General features: G+C 63.9%; 17 protein-coding genes and 1 pseudogene. 6 read left to right on the top strand and 12 right to left on the bottom strand.

All coding sequences use genetic code 11. The features are described 5' to 3' along the window. The first annotated feature begins 5 nt into the window (after window positions 1–5). Window positions 6–626 carry a TetR/AcrR family transcriptional regulator gene (locus DWB23_RS17520; RefSeq protein WP_121744063.1) on the top strand — a complete coding sequence of 207 codons (621 nt, stop codon included), beginning with the start codon at window positions 6–8 and terminating at the stop codon, window positions 624–626. A gap of 152 nt (window positions 627–778) precedes the next feature. On the opposite strand, the gene DWB23_RS17515 is transcribed toward DWB23_RS17520, so the two are convergent. Continuing rightward, entirely contained in the window at window positions 779–1,210 is a 432-nt protein-coding gene (locus tag DWB23_RS17515) for a DoxX family protein (protein WP_121744062.1), read from the bottom strand. 406 nt (window positions 1,211–1,616) lie between these two features. Beyond that, entirely contained in the window at window positions 1,617–2,789 is a 1,173-nt protein-coding gene (locus DWB23_RS17505; protein WP_121744060.1) for a M24 family metallopeptidase, read from the bottom strand. 131 nt (window positions 2,790–2,920) lie between these two features. Between DWB23_RS17505 and DWB23_RS17500 the strand changes: the two genes are divergently transcribed. Next, window positions 2,921–4,330: a sodium:solute symporter family protein gene (locus DWB23_RS17500; protein WP_121744059.1), complete on the top strand. Its 1,410-nt coding sequence runs from the start codon at window positions 2,921–2,923 to the stop codon at window positions 4,328–4,330. Window positions 4,331–4,406: 76 nt separating this feature from the next. On the opposite strand, the gene DWB23_RS17495 is transcribed toward DWB23_RS17500, so the two are convergent. The 3 genes from DWB23_RS17495 to DWB23_RS17485 are packed head-to-tail and all read right to left on the bottom strand — an operon-like array spanning window position 4,407 to window position 7,010. Further along, the gene (locus tag DWB23_RS17495) at window positions 4,407–5,384 is read right to left on the bottom strand and encodes a lysylphosphatidylglycerol synthase transmembrane domain-containing protein (RefSeq protein ID WP_121744058.1); all 978 of its coding nucleotides are present in this window, start codon (window positions 5,382–5,384) and stop codon (window positions 4,407–4,409) included. A 2-nt stretch (window positions 5,385–5,386) separates the two neighbouring features. Further along, window positions 5,387–6,067, bottom strand: a complete 681-nt coding sequence (locus DWB23_RS17490) for a PHP domain-containing protein (RefSeq protein WP_121744057.1) — start codon at window positions 6,065–6,067, stop codon at window positions 5,387–5,389. 28 nt (window positions 6,068–6,095) lie between these two features. Next, window positions 6,096–7,010, bottom strand: coding sequence for a decaprenyl-phosphate phosphoribosyltransferase (locus tag DWB23_RS17485; RefSeq protein WP_121744056.1), 915 nt, complete (start codon window positions 7,008–7,010; stop codon window positions 6,096–6,098). A 502-nt stretch (window positions 7,011–7,512) separates the two neighbouring features. Between DWB23_RS17485 and DWB23_RS17480 the strand changes: the two genes are divergently transcribed. Both DWB23_RS17480 and DWB23_RS17475 read left to right on the top strand, forming a co-directional pair. Continuing rightward, window positions 7,513–8,604: an NAD-dependent epimerase/dehydratase family protein gene (locus DWB23_RS17480; RefSeq protein WP_121744055.1), complete on the top strand. Its 1,092-nt coding sequence runs from the start codon at window positions 7,513–7,515 to the stop codon at window positions 8,602–8,604. 1 nt (window position 8,605) lies between these two features. Beyond that, window positions 8,606–9,955 (top strand): DolP-mannose mannosyltransferase, encoded by a 1,350-nt coding sequence (locus DWB23_RS17475; protein WP_121744054.1) that lies wholly within the window; start codon window positions 8,606–8,608, stop codon window positions 9,953–9,955. A gap of 346 nt (window positions 9,956–10,301) precedes the next feature. Here DWB23_RS17475 and DWB23_RS17470 read toward each other — a convergent pair whose 3' ends face one another. The 3 genes from DWB23_RS17470 to DWB23_RS17460 form a co-directional block, all read right to left on the bottom strand. Beyond that, complete coding sequence (locus tag DWB23_RS17470; RefSeq protein ID WP_121744053.1) at window positions 10,302–10,481, bottom strand: hypothetical protein; 180 nt, start codon at window positions 10,479–10,481, stop codon at window positions 10,302–10,304. A 183-nt stretch (window positions 10,482–10,664) separates the two neighbouring features. Then, window positions 10,665–11,054 (bottom strand): ferredoxin Fer, encoded by a 390-nt coding sequence (gene fer / locus DWB23_RS17465; protein WP_121744052.1) that lies wholly within the window; start codon window positions 11,052–11,054, stop codon window positions 10,665–10,667. Window positions 11,055–11,303: 249 nt separating this feature from the next. Then, window positions 11,304–12,485, bottom strand: a complete 1,182-nt coding sequence (locus DWB23_RS17460) for an inorganic phosphate transporter (protein ID WP_238717495.1) — start codon at window positions 12,483–12,485, stop codon at window positions 11,304–11,306. Between the two features lie 432 nt (window positions 12,486–12,917). Here DWB23_RS17460 and DWB23_RS17455 point away from each other — a divergent pair, with 432 nt between their 5' ends. Further along, window positions 12,918–13,607 carry a hypothetical protein gene (locus DWB23_RS17455; protein WP_121744050.1) on the top strand — a complete coding sequence of 230 codons (690 nt, stop codon included), beginning with the start codon at window positions 12,918–12,920 and terminating at the stop codon, window positions 13,605–13,607. Window positions 13,608–13,738: 131 nt separating this feature from the next. On the opposite strand, the gene DWB23_RS17450 is transcribed toward DWB23_RS17455, so the two are convergent. The 3 genes and pseudogenes from DWB23_RS17450 to DWB23_RS17440 all read right to left on the bottom strand — a co-directional run. Continuing rightward, complete coding sequence (locus DWB23_RS17450; protein ID WP_121744049.1) at window positions 13,739–14,164, bottom strand: universal stress protein; 426 nt, start codon at window positions 14,162–14,164, stop codon at window positions 13,739–13,741. A 43-nt stretch (window positions 14,165–14,207) separates the two neighbouring features. Next, on the bottom strand, window positions 14,208–15,371 hold the full coding sequence (locus DWB23_RS17445) for an inorganic phosphate transporter (protein WP_121744048.1): 1,164 nt from the start codon (window positions 15,369–15,371) through the stop codon (window positions 14,208–14,210). Between the two features lie 236 nt (window positions 15,372–15,607). Further along, window positions 15,608–17,161: pseudogene (locus DWB23_RS17440) on the bottom strand (SLC13 family permease); the annotation flags it as partial. Window positions 17,162–17,231: 70 nt separating this feature from the next. Here DWB23_RS17440 and hisA point away from each other — a divergent pair. Then, window positions 17,232–17,966 (top strand): 1-(5-phosphoribosyl)-5-[(5-phosphoribosylamino)methylideneamino]imidazole-4-carboxamide isomerase, encoded by a 735-nt coding sequence (gene hisA / locus DWB23_RS17435; protein ID WP_121744047.1) that lies wholly within the window; start codon window positions 17,232–17,234, stop codon window positions 17,964–17,966. Window positions 17,967–18,446: 480 nt separating this feature from the next. Here the strand turns inward: hisA and DWB23_RS17430 are convergent, their stop codons facing one another. Next, window positions 18,447–19,979: a TrkH family potassium uptake protein gene (locus tag DWB23_RS17430; protein WP_121744046.1), complete on the bottom strand. Its 1,533-nt coding sequence runs from the start codon at window positions 19,977–19,979 to the stop codon at window positions 18,447–18,449. Window positions 19,980–20,055: the final 76 nt, after the last annotated feature.

Below are 20,055 nucleotides of genomic sequence, written 5' to 3'. Positions count from 1 at the left end.
CCGCCATGCACGGCTTCAGTGACGAGGAACGGGATCGAATCCGGGAAGAACTCCTGGCGGTTGGACGCGAGAAAGTCCTCACGTTCGGCTTGAAGAAGACGAACGTCGCGGATATCACCGACCCAGTCGGAATCGCTAAAAGTACGTTTTACCTGTTTTTCGACTCGAAAGCCGAACTCTACCTCGAGATCATGCGACACGAGGTCGACGAGTTCACCGAGAGCCTCGAGGCCGAACTCGACGGCGTCGAGGACCCGCGTGAGGGGTTCGAACGGTTGTGCTGGTGCTACAAGGCGTTCGTCGAAAACAACCCGCTCGTCCAACAGCTGTTCCGCGAGGACGACTACCGAATGTTTCGCGATACCGTTCCACCGGAGCGACTCGCGGAGATCGAACAGGAGGGCATCGGCGAAATCGTTCCGTACATCGAGTTCTTTCAAGAGCGCAGCGACGGGTTGCTCGCGGAACGCGATCCGGTGACGATTCTCGGAATGGTCGGAACGATCGAGTTGCTGGCCCTCCACAGGGAGGATTACGAAGAGTACAGAGACGACTACTACGAGCAGGTCCAGGAGTTGCTCATCGCGACGCTCGCTCGGGGGTTGACGGCCGATCCGTCGGCGTAATCGGTCGAGAGCTCGCTACCGATCCGGCGTTCCGTGAGAAGAAGCGTGTCTTCGCCGACGTTCGCGGACTAACTCGACCGATCCTCGCCGTCGAAGCGGGCGGACCGTCACTCGAAAACGAGCGTTTTTCGCCGGCCGATCGCGTCCGCCGCCTACGGCGACAGGTAGTGCCAGCGGCCGTACGCGACGAACGCTGCGAGAAGGCCCACCGCCAACGGAATCAGCGCCAACACGATACCGCCGTCGATGAGCGTGAGCGCCGTGGCTCCGACCATGATACTCACCAATCCCGCAGCGGCCAGCGGCGTCAGTTCCTCCCGGACGTGCAGGAGTCCGGGGAGGAGCAATCCGATCGCACCGAGTATCTCGGCGGCGCCGATGAACAGGATGAACGCCCCCGGCAGCGCGATCGGCAGTTGTGCCGTCATCATCTCCATCGGCGTGGCGAATTTCGCGACTCCCGCGATCAGGAAGATGAGCGCGAGCGCTGTCTGCACGATCCACAGCGAATAGTTGACGATCCGACTCCTCGATCGCAAGTTACCGATGTTCCTCCGTATGTTGTTGGTTATTTGTGCGGTCATATGGACTCACGTCCCGAGTTCCGTAATTCGCTACCGCTCGTGCCGAGTACCGCGGTCGGACGCTCGCGCCTGGGAGGCGATCCCACCTCGCGAACGCGTTCGGACGAGACGAACGTTCACCGCGCGATCGAATCGGCCGAGTCGGGTCCGATCGCGGATCTGTTGATCGTCTCGTTCGCCATCGATCATCAGTCTTCGAACGGGCGGCTGACGGGTCGAACCGGTCCGTCCGAGCGACGCGCTACCGGTTCAGCCGGCCGGTCGGACTCGTCGAAGGGCCGTTCGATCCGTCGGTGGAGTCTACGACGCGCTCATATTTAACCAAATGGTTGAATGAAGGTGATTGATCACAGAAGTAGACGGAAATCGCCCCTCGAGGCTCGAGAACGCCTGCGTCGACGCGTCCTCAAACGATCAGGCGCTCGAGGTCGCGAGGATAATACGTCAGCGTCTCCGTCCCGTCTTCGGTCACCGCCACGGTGTCCGAGTGGCGAAAGCCGCCCAGTCCGGGGACGTAGAACCCCGGTTCGACGGTGAACAGTTCGCCCGGCCGGATCGTGCCCTCGGAGGCGACGTCGAGAAACGGGCGTTCGTGTCCCTCCAGACCGATGTTATGGCCGACGTGGTGTTGGGTGTACTCGACGACCCCCTGTTCCTCGTAGTAGTCGACGACGGCTTCCTCGACCGCGGCGTACTCGACGCCCGGTCCGATCGCGTCGATCGCGATCTCCTGCGATTCCCGCATGATCTCGAAGTACGTCCGTTGGTCGTCGCTCACCTCTCCGACGAACATCGTCCGCTCGAGCTCAGTCGTGTAGCCGCCGACGGTCGGTTTGACGATGGTGACGACGTTGTCGCCGCGTTCGATCCTCGTCGTCTGATCCATGCTGTGCGGAAGCGCGGTCACGTCGCCCGCCGTGAACAGACACTGCATCGGGTTCGCCCACGAGCGCATCTCGTACCGGTCGCCGAGCGCGTCGAGCATCGTCTTTACCGCCTCGGCTTCGACTTCCGCCCGGACCTCGATGGGGCGACGCCCGACCTCGATCCGCTCTTGCAGGAGCCGATGACCGAGATTGGCCCAGACGCTCGCCTCCCGAACGAGTTCGATCTCGCTGTCGCTCTTCGTCTCTCGCAGTTCCGTGACGTACGATTCGACGCCAACGTCCGCGGCGACGACCGACGAGAGCGCCGGCCCGGTGTACCCGTTCCGCGCCGGGCTGCCGTCGGAATCGACCGCGATAGCGCCGTCTGCGATTCCGAGTCGACCGCACATCTCGGCGACCGACTCCATCGGCTCGTCCTGCGGGTACTCGAAGTACGACGTCACGCCGTCGATCAGGAAGTCGTCTCGGGCGGCGTGCTCTCGCTCCAGGCGAGGAACGACCGCCTCGACTCGCTCGTCGGCGATACCGAGTGCGACCGGCCGTTCAGTCGGCAAGTGGTACATTCCGCTCGCGTAGTGGATGTTCAGCGAACCGAACAGAACGAGACCGTCGTATCCGTCCGCTTCGGCTCGCTCCAGCAACGTCCGTTTACGTTCGCGGTATTCTGGCTCGGTGATCGCGAGATCTGTCATCGGATACCAGTAGCTTCGTCGGTATCTTAAAACCGAACCCGACCCTTGTACGTCTCACCAAATAGTTAATTTATTGTAATTTAAGTGTGCTTAGAGGTGATTTTATCACACGCGTCTTCAATTCTCATAGTATGGCGGTTCAAAGCGACGTGACACTGCTGTACATCGTCGCCGGGTATCTCGCCGTGATGCTCGGCGTCGGCGTCTGGGCGTACGGAAAGACGAAGACCGCGGAAGATTTCATGGTCGCCGGCCGAAGCCTCGGCGCGGCCATCATCGCCGGAACGCTGCTGGCGACGTGGATGGGGTCCGGAACGGTGACCGGCGGCGCGAACTCGGTCGCGTACGACAACGGCCTGTGGCCCGCGATCCTCTTCGGGACGGCGTCTCTCATCGGCATCACCGCTCTCAAGGCGCTCGCACCGCGTATCAGGCAGTTCGACAAGCTGACGATCCCCGAACTGATCGAAGAGGAGTTGGGTCGAGAGGGCCGAATCATCAGTTTGCTCGTCATCGCGTTCGCATACGTGGGGATCGTCTCCTACCAGTTCATCGGGCTCGGCTTCGTGCTGAACGTCACGACCGGAATCTCGGTCACGCAGGGGACGATCATCGGGACGGGAATCATCATCGCACTCGCGGCGATGGGCGGACTCATGTCGGTCGCGTACACGGACGCGATCAGCGCCTTCCTGATGCTCCTGGGTCTCGTGATCGCGGTTCCGTTCGTGGTTCTCGAGGCCGGCGGCTGGTCGGGGATCACCGCGAACGTCCCCGCGACCCACCTCGACGCGCTCGGCGACCTCTCCCTCTTCGAGTTCTTCGGGCTCTGGGCGCCCCCGTTGCTGTTGATCCTCGCCGACCAAAACATGTACCAGCGTATCATCGCCGGCGAAACGGACGAGGGAACGAACGTCGGACTCATTGCCTGGTTCGTCGGCGCCGTCGCGACGATGACGCTGGTCCCGCTGATCGCGTTCGCTTCGCGGGCGATGTTCCCCGAACTCGATCCGGGAATGGCACTGATCGCGACGACCACCGTGCTTCCGACGTGGGTCGGGGGCATCCTGCTGGCCGCCGCCGCGGCGTTCATCATCACGACCGGAAGCTCGTACCTGTTGTCGGCCTGTACGAACCTCTCTCAGGACCTGTACAAGGGGTTCATCAATCCCGACGCGTCCGACGAGCGGGTTTTCTGGTTGACGCGGGCGTTCGTCGTCGTGCTCGGCGTCTTCGCGTTCGTTCTCGGACAGTACTTCCCGACCATCCTCGAGGTCCAGATGTACTCGTACACGGCCTACGGTGCCGCGATCACGCCGCCGTTGCTGGCGATTTTTCTGATGCGCAAGCGCCTGACCAAGATCGGCGGCCTCACCGGGATGGTCGCTGGCGCCGTGCTCGCGATCACCTGGGACACGGCGCTCGGAAGCCCCTACGGACTGGACGCGGTGATCGTCGCGGCACCGGTCGCGTGCGCGCTCATCGTCCTCGTCAGCTATCTCACGAACACGCCGACGTCACCGACGCCGACTCGAGCCTGATCGCTCGTCGGGGACCGTCCGTGCAGCGGTTCGGGCCCTCGCGGGCGACCGATCCGCTCGTCGGGACGCGGCTCGCTCAGCGAGTCGCCTTGTACGCGAGGAATACCGCCGTTCCGAGGGCCGCAGCGTACCACAGCGTCCCCACGCGGATCGCGATCGTGGCGGCGGCCGCGACGGCCTCGGAGTAGCCGAGCGCGACCAGTACGCCGACCATCGACGCCTCCGTCGCCGCGAGTCCGCCGGGTAGCATCGACACCGCGCCGATGACCGACCCGAAGCCGAAGACGAACAGACCGATCACGACGCCTGTTTCGGTGCCGAATCCGTCGAGCACCAGCCAGAAGGCGATCCCCTCTAACCCCCACGCCGCGAGGCTGAGCAGCGTCGAGACGACCAGCGGACGGAACCGAAACAGGCGGTACGTGCTCTCGTAGAACCGCTCCACGTCGGCCGCGTAGTCGCCGACGACCGGGACCGACTCGAGGCGCTCGAGGATCGTCAGACAGGCCCGCCGCCACTGGAGCAACCCGATCCCGGCCGCGAGGGCGACGACGAGGGCGACGATCGGAACCGACGATCGGCTGTAGACCAGCACTCCGAGCGCGGCCATCGCGCTCAGCGCGACGAGGTCCGTGATGCGCTCGGCGCCGACGACGGAGGCGGTCTCGCTCGCGGGGACGCCGCGTTCGTCGCGGAGGAACCATGCCTTCCAGACCTCGCCGGCCTTGCCCGGCGTGACGACCATCATCAGGCCGCTGAAGAAGGTGATCGCGCTCGCCTCGAGCGGGACGTCGACGCCGAGGTACCGGAGGTAGTAGTGCCACTTGGCGAACCGGAAGCCGTAGCCGACGGTCGTCAGACCGATGACGGCTCCGAACGTCACCGGGTCTACGGCGGCGAGAGCGCTCGTCACGGCTCCGACGTCGGCGTAGGCGACGAGACCGAAGAAGACGACGACCGAGAGCAGCGCCGTCAGCCAGACTCCGTGGGTTTGAACGACTCGCCGACAGCGGTCGACGACGTTCCCTCCGATATCGCCGGTCTCACCGCTCATCGTTACGGAAGCCTCCTCGAGACGAGGTTCGCGGCGGTGCGACCGGAGGCGGTTCGAAACCGGTGGAGCTTCGTCGCGACGTGACCGGAGAGGTACCGGCCGCGGCCGCCCGGCCGCACGCGGCCGTCCCGCACGGCGTCCGCGAGCGATCCGTCGCCCTCGACGCTGGTGTACGCGCGGCCGACTTCCATCGGGAAGTGGGCGTCGCTCCCGCCGGTCGTCGGCAGACCGCGGGCGCTCGCGAACGCCGCGGCGCGCTCGTTGTATCGGCGGCGGACGCAGCGGGAGTTCACCGCTTCGACGCCGTCGACGGCGTCGGCGAGGGCGTCGAGGTCCGTCTCGTAGTACTGCCGGAGCGTGTCGAACGGGTGCGAGAGGACGGCGACGCCCCCCTGGTCGTGGACGTGATCGATCGCCGTCAGCGGGTCGGTCCGCGGCGGGGCCTTCGAGACGTCGAGCGCCAGGAGGTGTCCCTCGGTCGTCGTCACCTCTACCGCGGCGATCACCTCGAGGCCCTCGGGCGCGGCGTCCCGAACGGCGTCGACGTTCGCGAGCGTATCGTGGTCGGTGACGGCAATGCCGTCGAGTCCGGCGTCGACCGCTGCCGCGGCGACGCGCTCGGGCGGCGCGCTCGAGCAGGGCGAGGCGTCCGTGTGAACCTGAAGATCGTATCGGCGCGTCATGGTGTGTTCGGTGGGGGAACGGCGGAAATCACGCGATCGCTCCGAGGAGGTAAAGCGGGACCTCGTAAAGAACTCCGACGACCAGAACGCCCCAGACGACGAGGTTGATGAAGAACGGACGGTCGGCGAAGAGGAACTTCGGGTCGCCGCCCAGATCCCGCGTGTAGGCGAGGTAGTGGTATCGGAAGGCCGCGAAGAAGGCGAACGGAAGCGTGGACATCATCCACGGTCCGCTGCCGAAGACCGTGTAGAGCGAGTAGGAGACGAGAAGCGCCGCCAGGACGACGACGAGAAACTGGTCGAGAATCTCCTCGGTGTACTCGGCGAGTATTGAGCGCGACGAGGACGGATCGTCGCTGACTATCATCTCGTGGCGACGCTTGCCGAACGCCAGCAGTAGCGCCCCGAGGAACGTACAGACGACGAGCCAGGGACTCAGGTAGACGTCGATGGCGACGACGCCCGCGACGGCTCGCAGCACGAACCCGATGGCGATGACCATCGCGTCGACGATGACGATCTGTTTCAGGAACACGGAGTAAAACGCGTTCTGAGCGAGGTACGCGAGGACGATCAGCACGAACAGCGGACCCAGATACCAGGAGAGGGCGAGTCCGCCGACGAAGAGCAGCGCTCCGAACATCACCGCGACGGGGATCGAAACCTGTCCGCTGGCGATGGGGCGGTGTTTCTTTCGCGGATGGTTACGATCTTCCTCGATGTCGGCGATGTCGTTGCCGATGTACGTCGCGCCCGTGATGGCACAGAAGGCGACAACGCCGAGAGAGACGTTCGTAACGGCCACCGGATCGAACAGGCTCTCGGAGAACACGAACCCCAGGAGCAGAATGCTCTGTTTGTACCACTGCCAGGGGCGTATCTCCTTGATCAGGCCGGAGACGGCCACCACGACCCGGCTTCGGTCGGCGTATACTTCCGCCATCGATCGGTGTCTCTCGAACACAGGACGGCAAAAAGACGCGGCTTACTTGTCACTCTGTTACGCACCTCAATATCGAGCTAACGAGAAAACGGTCGTCAGAACGGCAGCGTCGGCTCCCGACGCCGTGGACTGCTCGATTCAAGCCGAGCGATCGAAAGACCGCGACGCGATAACCGTGATTTGAACGGCGGTTCGTGTTCCATACCTGTGATCCGGTTCACCGAGCGAACCGGCAGATATCTCCGTTGAGAGGCGCGGAGACGACTAGCTCGCGCGAAAATGACGGAACGAGTATGGGTCTGTCGGTTGAAAAGTGAGGCGAAAACCGCCGTTTCACCGCGGGACGAACCCGCGGGAACCACGACGAGCGGTCGCTCGAGTCAGGCGATCGTTCGCCGCGGTAATGCTCTCGTTTCGCCGAATACGCGGAAATTTGACTCGGTATACGACTGTTAGCCGGCGATACACTATTTACTCGTCGTCTCGAGGAGTCGATACCACGATGAGCGATGGTGCGCGCACCGGCGACGACTCGAACGGTTCGGTTCTCGTTACGGGCGGAACCGGATTTCTCGGTCTCCACACGTGTCAGTACTTCCGCGACCGCGGGTGGGACGTCACTGCGTTCGACCTCAAGCCCTTCGACGCGGCGGACGACACCGACGACATCGACTTCGTCGAGGGTGACGTCCGGAGCGAGACGTCCGTGACCGACGCGCTCGAGGAGAGCGGCGCTACGTCCGTGGTTCACGCAGCGGCGGCGCTCCCCCTGTGGGACGCAGACCGCATTCGGGAGACGACCATCGACGGGACGCGAAACGTGCTCTGGGCGGCGACGGACCGCGACGTCGAGCGGGTTTGTTACGTCTCCTCCACGTCGGTTTACGGGACCCACGACGAACATCCCATCACCGAGGACTCGCCCTTGGACGGCGTCGGTCCTTACGGACGGGCCAAGATTCAGGCCGAGAAGATCTGTCGGGACTTCCGCCGCATGGGCCTGTGCGTTCCCGTTCTCCGTCCCAAGACGTTCGTCGGTCCGCAGCGACTCGGCGTGTTCCAGGTGCTGTTCGACTGGATCGAAGACGGTGCGAACGTCCCGCTGGTCGGGCGGGGGAACAACCGGTACCAGCTGTTGCACGTCCGCGATCTCGTCTCCGCCATCGAACTGATGCTCACCGGGGACGAGGACGAGGTGAACGATACGTTCAACGTCGGCGCCGACGAGTTCGCCACGATGAGAGAGGACTTTCAGGCTCCCATCGATTACGCGGGGACGGGCAAGCGCACGATCGGAACGCCCGCCTTCCTCACGGTCGCGGTCCTTCGCGTCCTGGACCGACTGAACCTCTCGCCGCTGTACCCGTGGGTCTACGAGACGGCCCACGAGGATTCCTACGTCTCCGTCGAGAAGCTGAAACGCCTCGGGTGGGAGCCCGAGTACTCCAACCGGGAGGCGCTCGTGGAGACGTACGAGTGGTATCTCGAGAACTACGAGGTCGACGAGGTCGACGACGAGACCGGACTCGACCACCGCGTCGCGTGGGACCAGGGCGCTCTCGCCGTCGCGAAGACGATCTCGAAGCGGATCTGAAATGGCCGTGCGTTCACGCGTCGGCCGTCGCTCCGATTGGCTCGTCGTCCTCGGCCCGATCGTCGTGCTCATGTTCGTCGTCGGCTTCGCCATCTATCGCGTCGAGGACCCGCCGATGGTGACCGATCCGGCGTTCTTCCAGCACACGGGCTGGTACGTCCTCCAGGGCGGCGTTCCGTACGTCGACGTCTGGGACGTGAACCCGCCCGTACCGTTCGGGATCACGGCCGCTCTCGCCGCCGTCTCGGGCGGCGATATGTTCGTTCTACACGCCCTCAGCGTGGCGCTCACGGTGACCGTCGCCGCCGCGAGCGTCCTGCTCGTCGGATGGGTGGCGCGCCTCCTCACCGGCGAAGATATCGCCGCGATCGCCGCCGGCCTCTCGATGTTCGTCCTCCCGGCGCTCTTCATCCTCCCCATGCAAGGGGTTCGAGCGCAGTTCTACGCGCTGTTCTTCGGCGTCGCGGCGCTCGCGCTCGCCCTCCGCGACCGGCCGTTCCTCGCCGGGGTCGCCGCGGCGCTGGCCGCCGGTTCGTGGCAATCGGGCGGCGCGTTCGCGCCGCTGATCGTCGGAATGGCCTACCAGCGAGCCGGCGGAAGGGGCGCGCTCTCGGCGATCGCGGGAGGTGGCGTCGTGACCGGGGCGGTCGTCCTCGTATTCGCGGCCGCGGGCGCACTCGTTCCCATGATCGTACAGACGATCCTCGCGCCGCTCGTCGCAGGGTCGCCGTACACATTGGCGGAGCGCGTCTACTCGATACTGCTCGTGTTCGGGTACGCATCGGTGCTCATCCCGGTGGCGGTCTACGGCTGGGCGGACGCGGTCGTCCGCGACCGATCGCGGTGGTGGGTTCCGGCGGGCGGCTTGATCCTCGGCCTGCAGGTCCTGTTCGTCGACATGGACGGTGCGACGGACGCGCTCCTCTGGCTCGCCTTCGTCGCGTTCGGCGTGGCTATCGCCGTCGAGCGCGCGGTGTCGTGGCGGTCGACGACGGACCGTCGCGGCGGCGACGCGGCTCGAACGAGCCACCGTCGGGTAGCGATCGTCGCCGTCGTCGCCGTTGTCGGACTGCTCGTCGTCTCCGGAATGGTCTGGAACCACAGCTCGCTGTCGCCACAATCCACGCTGGAGGCGATGCAACAGGAGGCCGAACCGGAGGGCGAGGAGCTGCCGATAACGCCGGCCGACGGGGACGTCCCGTCGATGCAGACCATCTACTGGGAGCAGCTGAAACCGGAGACCTGTCACTACCGGCTGAGCTGGAACGAGGTGCGGTGGATCTCGATGACCGACGACCGGTTGGACGCGCGCGAGTGCGGCACGTGGCCGGATCGAATCGACCGCGACTAACTCCGGCGACTCGAGCGAGCCGCGGAATGTCGGTCGCGTACGGGACGGTACGGCCGATTCGATGCCTGCGGCGCGAAGCCGTCGCTCTCCGAACCGACCGAGCCCAGCGCCCCGTTCGCACGTCCGTGGTACGACCGCCGAACGTGGCGACCGGGCCGGCCCGCGAACGCGCGATGTAGAACCGTCGGCGGGGACCGGTTCCACTGATCCGATTAGGTTACTATTTCTCGCACACGGCGACGAGAAATATTTCTTTACTCCCACGATCCCACGCTACCGTCCGCGCTCGGTCCGTGAACGACCGGTCACGCGGTTATCGCCGCGGTGCGTATCCGTCCGCGAACGGTCAGGTCCCGGACGTCTCCTCGATCCGGGGTACGTCGTCGGCGACGACGATCGCGACGGCGAACCCGATCCAGACCGCTCTCCAGTTTCCGGTTCTCCAATCGACGTCCACGTTGCAGTCGAGAGACGTCGCCAGTTCGCTGAGCTGGTTCGGTAAGCGAGTAAGAGGGTTGTCTTCCATGGCCGCGATCGTGCGGCATCGTCACCGTCGCGAGCACCACGCCGCGTTTGACCGTCACCGACGCAGGCGGCGGCGACGCGATCCGACGTGACGCGCACTCGAGTACAGCCGCTGCTCGTCGCGTATACGGCGATTCGACGAACGAGAACGCAACGCCCGAAGGGGCGTCGCGCGAGCGACGATTTAAATGACGCGGTTCTGCAGGTAGTCGAGGTGTTTCGCGTTGTAAACGATCTTGACCTCGTCGGTCTCGGCGGAGCCGATGCAGGTCAGTCGGACGTTCTTCTCCTCGACTTCCTCGTCGGAGAGGATCTGCTGCATGTCCATGTCGATTTCACCCTCGAAGACGATGGCCGCACAGTTTGCACAGGCACCTGCCCGGCAGGAGAAGGGCCAGTCGTAGCCCTGCGCCTCGGCTGCCTCGAGGATATATTCACCCTCGGCAACGTCGAGGGTACCGTAGTCCTCTTCGTCGAGGCCAGCGTCTGCGGCCTCATCGAAGAGGTCGTCGTCATCCATCTCCCAGCCGTGGTCGTCCAGCACTTCGTAGTTGAGGTATTCTACCGTGGGCATCAATCGCCGATTCGAGTCCCGCACTGGTATAGCTTGCTGTTCAGTCCTAAATTGTCTTTCACTCGGAATTGTAACATTAGGAGCAAAGAACGTCACTATTCGTTGAACGATGAGTCGAAAAACGGCAAAGAAAACGAAAAGTTACACCGCACTTTACAAGTCTCGAATCGTTTGCCGCATTCGTCGTCGTGTCACACACCGTGGTCCTGAATCGCATTTGCACGAAAACCGCTCGTGAGATTTAGCCGGTCAAAAGCCGAAGATCGGCACGAATCGGAAGGTGAGGAACGCCCCGACCGTCGAGATGAGCGGCACGACGTTTTGCATGATGATCACTCGAGCCGTGGTCGAGGGATTAAAGAGATCCGACGCTCTCGGGATATCCTCCGGCTTTTCTTCGCCGATACCCGGGGCCCGTTCGCCTTCCTCCTCGGCGGTGAGCGCCCCCACGGAAACCCGCGTCTCCTCGCCCTTTCGGACGTCCGAGAGCGTCGTCGTCCGGGTCGCCCGACCCCAGCCGAGGCCGATAATGGACATCGTCGCGATGACGACGAAACTCGCGGGGATGCCGATGGACGAGAGGCCGATCACGATCGTCGAACTGATGACCGCGACGACGATCGCTGCCGTCAGCGGGAGGTTCGTGATGTCGTTCCCGAGCGTGTCGAGGGTCCGGCGGGCGATCGTGAAACAGCCAACCGAGACGGCCGCCGAACCGATCAGGACGAGCGGGATCATGTCGACGTCTCCGGTGCCGTAGATCGGGGCGATCGCGTTCGCGATGTTGCTCGTTCCCGAGGAAAAGGCCATCAGACAGCCGATTCCGACGACCACGAAGGCACCGGTGATCTCTCGGCGATCCGCGTTCTCCCCGAACTGGAGTCGCGGAACCGGTCCCGATCGATCGACGGTGATCATCTGCCGCCCCTCCCGGTTCCCCTCGATCGCGATCCACGCGTTGATGCGCGGATAGAAGTAACGACCGATGACGCCGGCCACCCAGAACCCGATGATCGGGGCGACGACCCACCAGATGACGATCTCGCCTAAGACCGCGACGTCGAGTTCTCCGGTCGCGAGGCCGAGGGCGGCGATCGCACCGACCGCGGTCATCGACGTCGAGGCGGGGACGCCGAAGTAGTTACCGACGAACAGCGCGCCGCCGATGAAAAAGAGGACGGCGACGTTCGATCGGAGGGTGAATATATCGGTCGTGTTCACGAGTTCGCCTCCCAGGGTCGTGACGACCTCCGGGCCGATCGTGATCGCGCCAACGAAGAAGAAAATCGACATCAGTCCGGCCGCCATCAGTTTCGTAATTACGTTGGCTCCGACGGCAGGACCGAACGCCGGTCCCGTCGTCGCACCACCGATATTGTAGCCGACGAAGACTGCAACGATGAGCCCCACGATAAGCAGTACTTCTGTCACACCAGATCCAACACGTTCCGTCCCTAAAAACGCGCCCATTTTCGGCCGCGGGCGTCAACTACAGGCGGTGGAGCGTCTTCCGAACGAAACCGATACCCTGCCGGTCCGCGTCAGTTTCGACCTCGAATCGCTCGAGTAGCCGGCCGACTGCGTCGCCGGTCCGAATCAGTCGCCGCTATCGTCGGAACCGTCCCCCGAGCGACGGTCGACGAACCGGACGGGCCGAGTACCTCGAGGCGGTTCACGGAGACGCTCGATCCTAAAGAACTTCAACAGTCATCGCATGGAATACAGTATCATGTACTTCGACCGGAAATTCGACTCGAGAGACCATCGGGGGCGAACTGGATCGCCTCCCCGCCGCGTCGGGATCGATCTCGTCGACGAACGCGTGGAACCCCTCCGACTCGTCCGTGACGGTGGCGATCGGCTATGCTGAGTCCGGTCCGGGTCGATGCGGCCGTGGACCTCGCCTACGGGGCGTTGATCGCCCTCTCGATCGTGCTAATCATGGTTCTCGGCACGAACGTCGGAATCGCGTTCGGAGTGGGGGTGTTCGCCTCGTACGTCATCCACGTCGTCTGGAAGATGGCGCGCTTCGACCCCGACTGGATGACTAGGGCCGTCCAGGAGTCGGTCGAGGAGAGCGTCAGCGAGACGGTCGAAGAAAGCGTGGGCGAAACGGTCGAGAAGAGCGTCGGCGAGACCGTCGAGGAGAGTGTCAGCGAGACGGTAGAGGAGAAAGTTGGAGAAACGGTCGAGAAGAGCGTCGGCGAGACGGTAGAGGAGAAAGTTGGAGAAACGGTCGAGGAGAGTGTCAGCGAGACGGTAGAGGAGAAAGTTGGAGAAACGGTCGAGGAGAGCGTCAGCGAGACGGTAGAGGAGAAAGTTGGGGAGACGGTCGAGGAGAGCGTCAGCGAGACGGTCGAGAAGACGGTCGGCGAGACCGTCGAAGAGGCCGTCGAGCGAACCGTCGGAGAACAACTCGAGGAGATGCAAGCGGAGGTCAAAGCCGTCGACGAGCGCATCGACCGTCGTCCTCGCGAGGACGAAATCGAGGAGTTGCTCGAGAGATCTGCCGACGAGGACGAAGAGGAGACGGAACGCACTGACGACAACTGATCGGTATCGATTACGGTCGCGTCGGAGGGCTGCAGTGCTATCGTTTTCAACGACTTCGATCGGCTACAGATCGAACAGGCCGAGCGCTTTGCGTCGCTTCGCGATGCGTTGCGATTTCAGTACGGTCTCGGTTATCGAACGACCACCACCGGGACCGGTGATCGACGAACGACCTTCTCCGCGACGTTGCCGATGAACAGGCGGTCGGCGACCGTCCCTCCGTGACTGCCGACGACGACGGTATCGTAGTCGTCGGCGCGGTTGATGATCGCCCGAACGGGGTGGCCAAGTTCCGCGACGGTCTCGAGGTCCGCGTCTCTACCGGCGTCGGCGGCGAGTTCGCGTGCGCGGTCGAACGTCGGCTGTGCGTGTTCTGCTGTCACTTCCCCGAGATCGTCGGCGAGTGCCATGCCCGTGGCCGCCCCCCACATCGACGACGGTTCGCCGACGACGCACAGGACGGTTATCTCGGCGTCGGGGTAGACTTCGAGAGCGTACTCGAGTGCCTGTTCGCTCATCTCCGAGCCGTCCATCGGAACGAGAACGCGCGAAATCATACGCGAGCTACGACGGCCATGCGAATAAACGCGGTGGAGTGGGTCAGGTGATACCGACGGCGACGAAGAACCCGTAGGCAAGCAGTGTCGACGTCGTCGGTCCGATAATCCACATCGAGACGTACTTCACGATAGCTCGCGGGTTAAAGAGATCGCCCGCGTTCAGGACTTCTTCGGACTCCGCTTCACCGATTTTGGTGACCGGCGCGTCGGATTCAGCGGTCAGTGCGCCCATCGCCAGCTCCGTGTCGGTGTCGCCACGAATAGCATCTCGAGCCGTGATCGGACGAGTGGCTCGCCCCCAGCCCAGGCCGATAATCGTCATCACCGACGCCATCACGAGACTGATCGGAATGCCGATCCACGAGAGTGCGGTCGTGATCGTCGAGGCAGTGAGCATGACGATCAGCGCCGCCAACAGCGGGATCTCGCTGAGTTCGCTCCCGACGGACTCCATCGTCCGTCGGGCGATGGTAAAGCCGCCGAGTCCGATCGCGACGGTAGCGATGATGATGGCGGTGTCGACCTCGAGCGCGCCGCTACTGACCAGCGGTGCGACGGCGTTTGGAACGTTGCTCGCACCGGCGCTAAAGGCCATGTAACAGCCGATGATGAAGACGACGACCGTCCCGACGAGTTCCTGATACGTCGTGTTCGGTCCGAGTACTGGTTTCGGAGCCGAACCGCTGCGATCGAGCGTGAGTAGCGCCCCCTCGGACGCGCTGATCTCGAAGCGCCGATTGAGTTCGGGGTAGATATATCGGCCGATGGTCGCCCCGACCCAGAGTCCAAGAACCGGCGTGACGACCCACCACGAGATGATCCAGGTGATCGTCTCGTAGTTGAGGGTCTCGGTCGCCAGCCCCAATCCGGCGATCGCGCCGACGGTCGTCATCGACGTCGGAACGGGGACGCCGAAGACGTTCGCGATGAGAATACCCAGTCCGATGAAAAAGAGGACGGCGACACCGGCCACCAGCGAAATTTCGATCGAGATTATGTCGCCGCTGAGCGTGTCCATTACATTCCGCCCGACGGTCCAGCCGCCGAGAAAGACAAAAAACGTCATCAACGCGGCCGCCGTGGTCTTTCGAAGCAGTCCCGCTCCTACGGCGGGTCCCCACGCGATTCCGGTCGACGAGCCGCCGATATTGAATCCGACGAAAATCGAGGCGATGACCCCGACCAACAGCACAGTTTCGACCATCGAGGGGGACTACTGGACTGTTCGTCAAATAAGTACTGGGACCTACTGATATATCATATTAATTATGTCATTGGGCCCGGGAGTGTTGCGTTACTACTGCCGACCGCTCACCGCTCGCTCGAATCAGTCCGCTGCAACCGGGTTTCGCTTGGCTCACACCGGTCACGGGAACGAACTGACAGACCGCGGGACGAGCGTGAGAACGAATTTTGTCGCCTCACTGAGCCCCAGACGCCTCACACGCCCCAGATTACCGCGATGCCGAGTACGGTGACCACCGACAGAATCAACTGCAGCGGCGCGCCGATTCGGAAATAGTCGCCGAAGCGATAGCCGCCCGGACCGTACACGAACAGGTTCGTCTGGTAGCCGATCGGTCCCAGGAACGCGGTGCTTGCGGCGAACGTGACCGCCATCACGAACGCGAACGGGTTCGCACCGATTCCCGCCGCGGCGACCGCTGCGACCGGGATCATGAGGACGACGCTCGCGTTGTTGCTGATCACCTCCGTGATCAGCCCCGTCACGATATAGAACAGCCACAACACCGCGAGCGTCGGCAGGACGCCGGCCGTCTGGACGACCATGAAGGCGAGGTATGCGGCCGCACCGGACTGCTCTAAGGCGATTCCCAGCGGGATCACGCCGGCGAGCAGGAAGATGATGTCCCACTCGACGGCGTCGTACAGTTCGTTCGGATCGAGGACGTCGGCGACGACCATTGCGACCACGCCAGCGAGCGCGGAGATCAAGACCGGATAGATCTCGAGGGTAGCGACCGTGACGACGCCGATCATAATAACGACGGCGACCGGTGCCTTGTCCGTCCGGTACTCGGATCGCGGGTGACGATCACGTCGTCGCGCCTCGAGAGCCGATCGAGGGTGTCGGACGGTGCCTGTACGAGGAGCGTGTCGCCGACGTCGAGCCGTTTGCCGACGATCCGCTCGCCGATCAGCGCGCCGCGACGCCGGAGGCCGAGGACGGCCGCGCCGAACTCCTCGCGGAATCCCTCTGGATCGAGCCGTTCGCCGACGAGCCGCGAGTCGAGTGCGATCACCAGTTCGGTAACGATTCCTCCATCGGCGGAAGAGAGGTCCACGGCTGAGTCCGGGTACCCGACGGGTTCGACGCCCTCCGCGTCCTCCAGGGCCGTGATTGCGTCCCGATCCGTACGAACGACGAGGATGTCACCCTCCCCGAGATGGACATCTTGGTACGGCGCGATCGACCGATCCCCCTCGCGGATGATCTGAACGATATCGGCTTCGGCACCCAGACTCTCGGCCGCGTCGCCGACGGTCGCGTCCACGAGCGGCGAGCCGGGAACCACGGCCGCGTCGGCGATGTAGTCGCCGACTTCGTACTCCTTGAGGTAGTCCGCGCGCGGCGGCACGCGCTCGGGGGAGCAGGTAGTGTCCGACGAAGATCAGGTAGAGCGCGCCGACGACGACGACGACCGCGCCGAGTTGCGTGAACTCGAACATCGAGAAGCCGTGGAGTTCGGGGTACTCCTCGCCGAGTCGAGCGCTGACGTCGCTCGCGAGGAGGTTCGTCGAGGTTCCGATGAGGGTCAGCATGCCGCCGATTTGCGAGGCGTACGACAGCGGGATGAGTAGCTTCGAGGGCGACGTGTTACCCCGATTCGCGACGTCGGTGACGACGGGGACGAGCAGCGCGACGACCGGCGTGTTGTTGAGAAAGCCGGAGACGGGACTGGTCGCGAGGACGGTCGCGAACAGCTGTTTGTGAACGCTGTCTCCCGCGTACGACGCCATCCGGTGGCCGAGTGCTCTTCTCGTCCTCGAGGCGAACGCCGAAGTCGGTGGCTTTAGGCGGACGCCCCGCCTGCAACTCGCCATGAGCGTGTTTCCGGCGTTCGACGTGATCCCCGCCGTCGATTTGCAAGACGGCGAAGTGGTCCAGCTCGTCCAGGGCGAGCGCGGGACCGAGAAGACCTACGGCGACCCCGTCGAGGCCGCACAGCGGTGGATCGACGCCGGTGCGGAGTCGCTGCACCTCGTCGACCTCGACGGCGCGTTCGAGGGCGAGCGAAAGAACGGCGACGCCATCGACGCCGTCCTCGAGACCGTCGACGTCCCGACGCAACTGGGCGGCGGGATTCGAACCGACGACGACGCGATCGACTTGCTCGAGCGCGGGCTCGACCGCGTCATCCTCGGTACGGCGGCGGTCGAAAACCCCGACATCGTCGCCGAGATCAGCGAGGAGCAACCCGACAGCGTGGTCGTCAGCCTCGACGCGAAAGACGGCGAGGTCGTCGTCGAGGGCTGGACCGAAGGCGCCGGTATTTCGCCGGTCGAAGCCGCCGAGCGGTACGAGGAGCTGGGGGCTGTGGCGATCCTGTTTACGAACGTCGACGTCGAGGGTCGACTCGAGGGCGTGGCTACCGAACCGGTGCGGGAACTCGTCGAGGCGACCGAGATTCCGGTTATCGCGAGCGGGGGTGTGGCGACCCTCGAGGACGTGCGGGCGCTCGAGGAGGCTGGTGCCGCTGCCGTGGTGGTCGGCAGCGCGCTGTACGAGGGGAACTTCACGCTCGAGGAAGCGCAGAACGCCGTCGATAATCGTTGAGGTCGTCGGGCTCTCGCCGCTCTGTCGTGCTACTACGAGACGGTCGGCTTCGACCCCAAAAGAGAGATTCCTGAGAGCGGCATCGAGGAACTCGTTCAAACGAGCGACGAGCAGACCGAGTGAACTGTCTCGGCGGGGTTCAGACTTCTTTGATACAATCAGTCGCTGTGGCCGAGAGCACGGCTCGAGCGACGCGAGAGCCGTGCAACCCGGGGGAGGGCAGGCCGTTGCACGGCTATTCACCGCGAGTGAAGTCGAAGGCCGAGCGGGCCGACGACTGATGTGAAGGCCGCACAGCCGCCGGAACGGAGGGAGGAGTGTCTTCCGTGAGCGGAGCGAACGAAGGCTCGGGAGTCGCAGCCTGCGAGCAATAGCGAGCAGGACCGTCTTCCGGTGCTTTTGGTCCAGGTTTTGCCGAGGGACGCCGCGCTGGTTGACAAAGTCACCAGCGCGTCAGACCGCAGCGCAAAAGCTGGGTCTTTATGACTTCCAGAACGCCGGCGTCAGCAGGACGAGCACCGGAATGATCTCGATGCGGCCGATCCACATCATGACGATCATGACGACGCGAGTGGTGATGGGAAAGCCGGCGTAGTTGTCCATCGGGCCGGCCATCCCGAACGCGGGACCGATGTTGAGGAAGATCGAGGCCGACGCGGTGAGGGCCTCGAACTCGGTGACGTCCGGATCGGCGAACCGGGCCGCGTCGACGACGACGAAAATCGTCAGCAGGAAGAAGATGGTGATCACGAGCAACACGTAGGCGTAGATGTCCCGGATCGTGTCCTCGTCGACGACGGCGTCGCTGAGTCGAAGCGGTCGCACCGCTTCGGGGTGAATCGAGGTAAAGAGGTTGCGACGGAACGCCTTGAGCGTCACCAGCCAGCGCAGGGTTTTGATCGAACAGGTCGTCGACCCCGCCATCCCACCGATGAACATACAGAGAAACAGCATGTGCGCTGCGCCGGCGGACCAGCGGCTGAAGTCCGTCGAGGCGAAGCCCGTCGTCGTCACCATCGAAACGACGTTGAAGATCCCGTGTCTGATCGTCGACTCGACGCTGCCGTCGATCGCGGGATCGGTCCAGAGAAGCCCCACGACGATCGCGCTAAAACCCACCAGAACGCCGATGTAGAACCGGAACTCCTCCGACTCGAGTGGCTGACGGAACGCTCCCTGGGTGACGTAGTACAGCAGGACGAAGTTCGTCGAGCCGAGGATCATGAAGGGGATGATAGCCCACTGGACGGCGGGCGTAAACGCGGCGATGCTTTCCCCCTCCGGGGAGAAGCCGGCGGTCGCGACGCTGGTCAGAGCGTGGGAGACGGCGTTGAAGAGATCCATCTCGGGGGCCATTCCGAGCCAGTAGAGCGCGTAGAAGGTCGCCGCGGCGAGCACTGTGAGACCCACGTACAGCCCCCAGATGAGGCGGGCGGTCTCGTCGATGTGCGGGCGGAGTTTCCGGACGTTTTTCGTCTGCGTCTCGGTCTCCATCAGCTGGGCTCCACCGACCATCAGGTTCGAGAGCAGGCCGATGGCGACGATCAGGATTCCGAGGCCGCCGAGCCACTGGAGCAGTTGTCGCCAGAGCAAGAGCCCGCGGGACTGGTTCTCGAAATCCCAGCCGCTCATCACCGTCGCTCCCGTGGTTGTCAGCCCGCTTATGCTCTCGAACAGCGCGTTGATCAGGCCGTCGAGGGAGCCGGAAAACGCGGAGCTCGGATCGGTACCGAGTCCGATCAGGTAGAACGGAATCGCGCCGATGACGCCGACGCTGAGCCACGTCAGCGCGACCATCAGGAACGCCTCTCGCTGTTCTAACTTCGGATCGTCGTTCAGTTGCTCGAGTGCGACGCCGACCGCGACGGTGGCGACGAGTGCGGCGACGAACGGGAGCGCGTCGTCGCCGTCGAGCACCGCCAGTATGAGGGGGGCGGCGATCGGGACGGCGAGCCACTTCAGAACCGTCCCGGTGAGACTACAACTCGAGCGCCAGTCGACGCGGATCCTCATCGAGTGACCGTATCTGAGCGTGGAAGGACATTAACTCTTGGAGATCCTGTCCGTTCGTGAGGCGTTGCCACCGGCG

The sequence above is a fragment of the Natronorubrum halophilum genome (assembly GCF_003670115.1).
Classification (GTDB): domain Archaea; phylum Halobacteriota; class Halobacteria; order Halobacteriales; family Natrialbaceae; genus Natronorubrum; species Natronorubrum halophilum.
This window is presented reverse-complemented; position numbering and strand designations above follow the sequence as displayed.

What these genes read in the sequence shown, in the direction of transcription:
- DWB23_RS17500 (WP_121744059.1), top strand. Translation starts at nt 2,921, where the DNA reads ATGGCGGTTCAAAGCGACGTGACACTGCTGTACATCGTCGCCGGGTAT.
- DWB23_RS17520 (WP_121744063.1), top strand. Translation starts at nt 6, where the DNA reads ATGCACGGCTTCAGTGACGAGGAACGGGATCGAATCCGGGAAGAACTC.
- DWB23_RS17490 (WP_121744057.1), bottom strand. Translation starts at nt 6,067, where the DNA reads ATGACGCGCCGATACGATCTTCAGGTTCACACGGACGCCTCGCCCTGC.
- hisA (WP_121744047.1), top strand. Translation starts at nt 17,232, where the DNA reads ATGAGCGTGTTTCCGGCGTTCGACGTGATCCCCGCCGTCGATTTGCAA.
- DWB23_RS17450 (WP_121744049.1), bottom strand. Translation starts at nt 14,164, where the DNA reads ATGATTTCGCGCGTTCTCGTTCCGATGGACGGCTCGGAGATGAGCGAA.
- DWB23_RS17480 (WP_121744055.1), top strand. Translation starts at nt 7,513, where the DNA reads ATGAGCGATGGTGCGCGCACCGGCGACGACTCGAACGGTTCGGTTCTC.
- DWB23_RS17485 (WP_121744056.1), bottom strand. Translation starts at nt 7,010, where the DNA reads ATGGCGGAAGTATACGCCGACCGAAGCCGGGTCGTGGTGGCCGTCTCC.
- DWB23_RS17475 (WP_121744054.1), top strand. Translation starts at nt 8,606, where the DNA reads ATGGCCGTGCGTTCACGCGTCGGCCGTCGCTCCGATTGGCTCGTCGTC.
- DWB23_RS17445 (WP_121744048.1), bottom strand. Translation starts at nt 15,371, where the DNA reads ATGGTCGAAACTGTGCTGTTGGTCGGGGTCATCGCCTCGATTTTCGTC.
- DWB23_RS17495 (WP_121744058.1), bottom strand. Translation starts at nt 5,384, where the DNA reads ATGAGCGGTGAGACCGGCGATATCGGAGGGAACGTCGTCGACCGCTGT.
- DWB23_RS17430 (WP_121744046.1), bottom strand. Translation starts at nt 19,979, where the DNA reads ATGAGGATCCGCGTCGACTGGCGCTCGAGTTGTAGTCTCACCGGGACG.
- DWB23_RS17470 (WP_121744053.1), bottom strand. Translation starts at nt 10,481, where the DNA reads ATGGAAGACAACCCTCTTACTCGCTTACCGAACCAGCTCAGCGAACTG.
- DWB23_RS17505 (WP_121744060.1), bottom strand. Translation starts at nt 2,789, where the DNA reads ATGACAGATCTCGCGATCACCGAGCCAGAATACCGCGAACGTAAACGG.
- DWB23_RS17455 (WP_121744050.1), top strand. Translation starts at nt 12,918, where the DNA reads ATGCTGAGTCCGGTCCGGGTCGATGCGGCCGTGGACCTCGCCTACGGG.
- fer (WP_121744052.1), bottom strand. Translation starts at nt 11,054, where the DNA reads ATGCCCACGGTAGAATACCTCAACTACGAAGTGCTGGACGACCACGGC.
- DWB23_RS17515 (WP_121744062.1), bottom strand. Translation starts at nt 1,210, where the DNA reads ATGACCGCACAAATAACCAACAACATACGGAGGAACATCGGTAACTTG.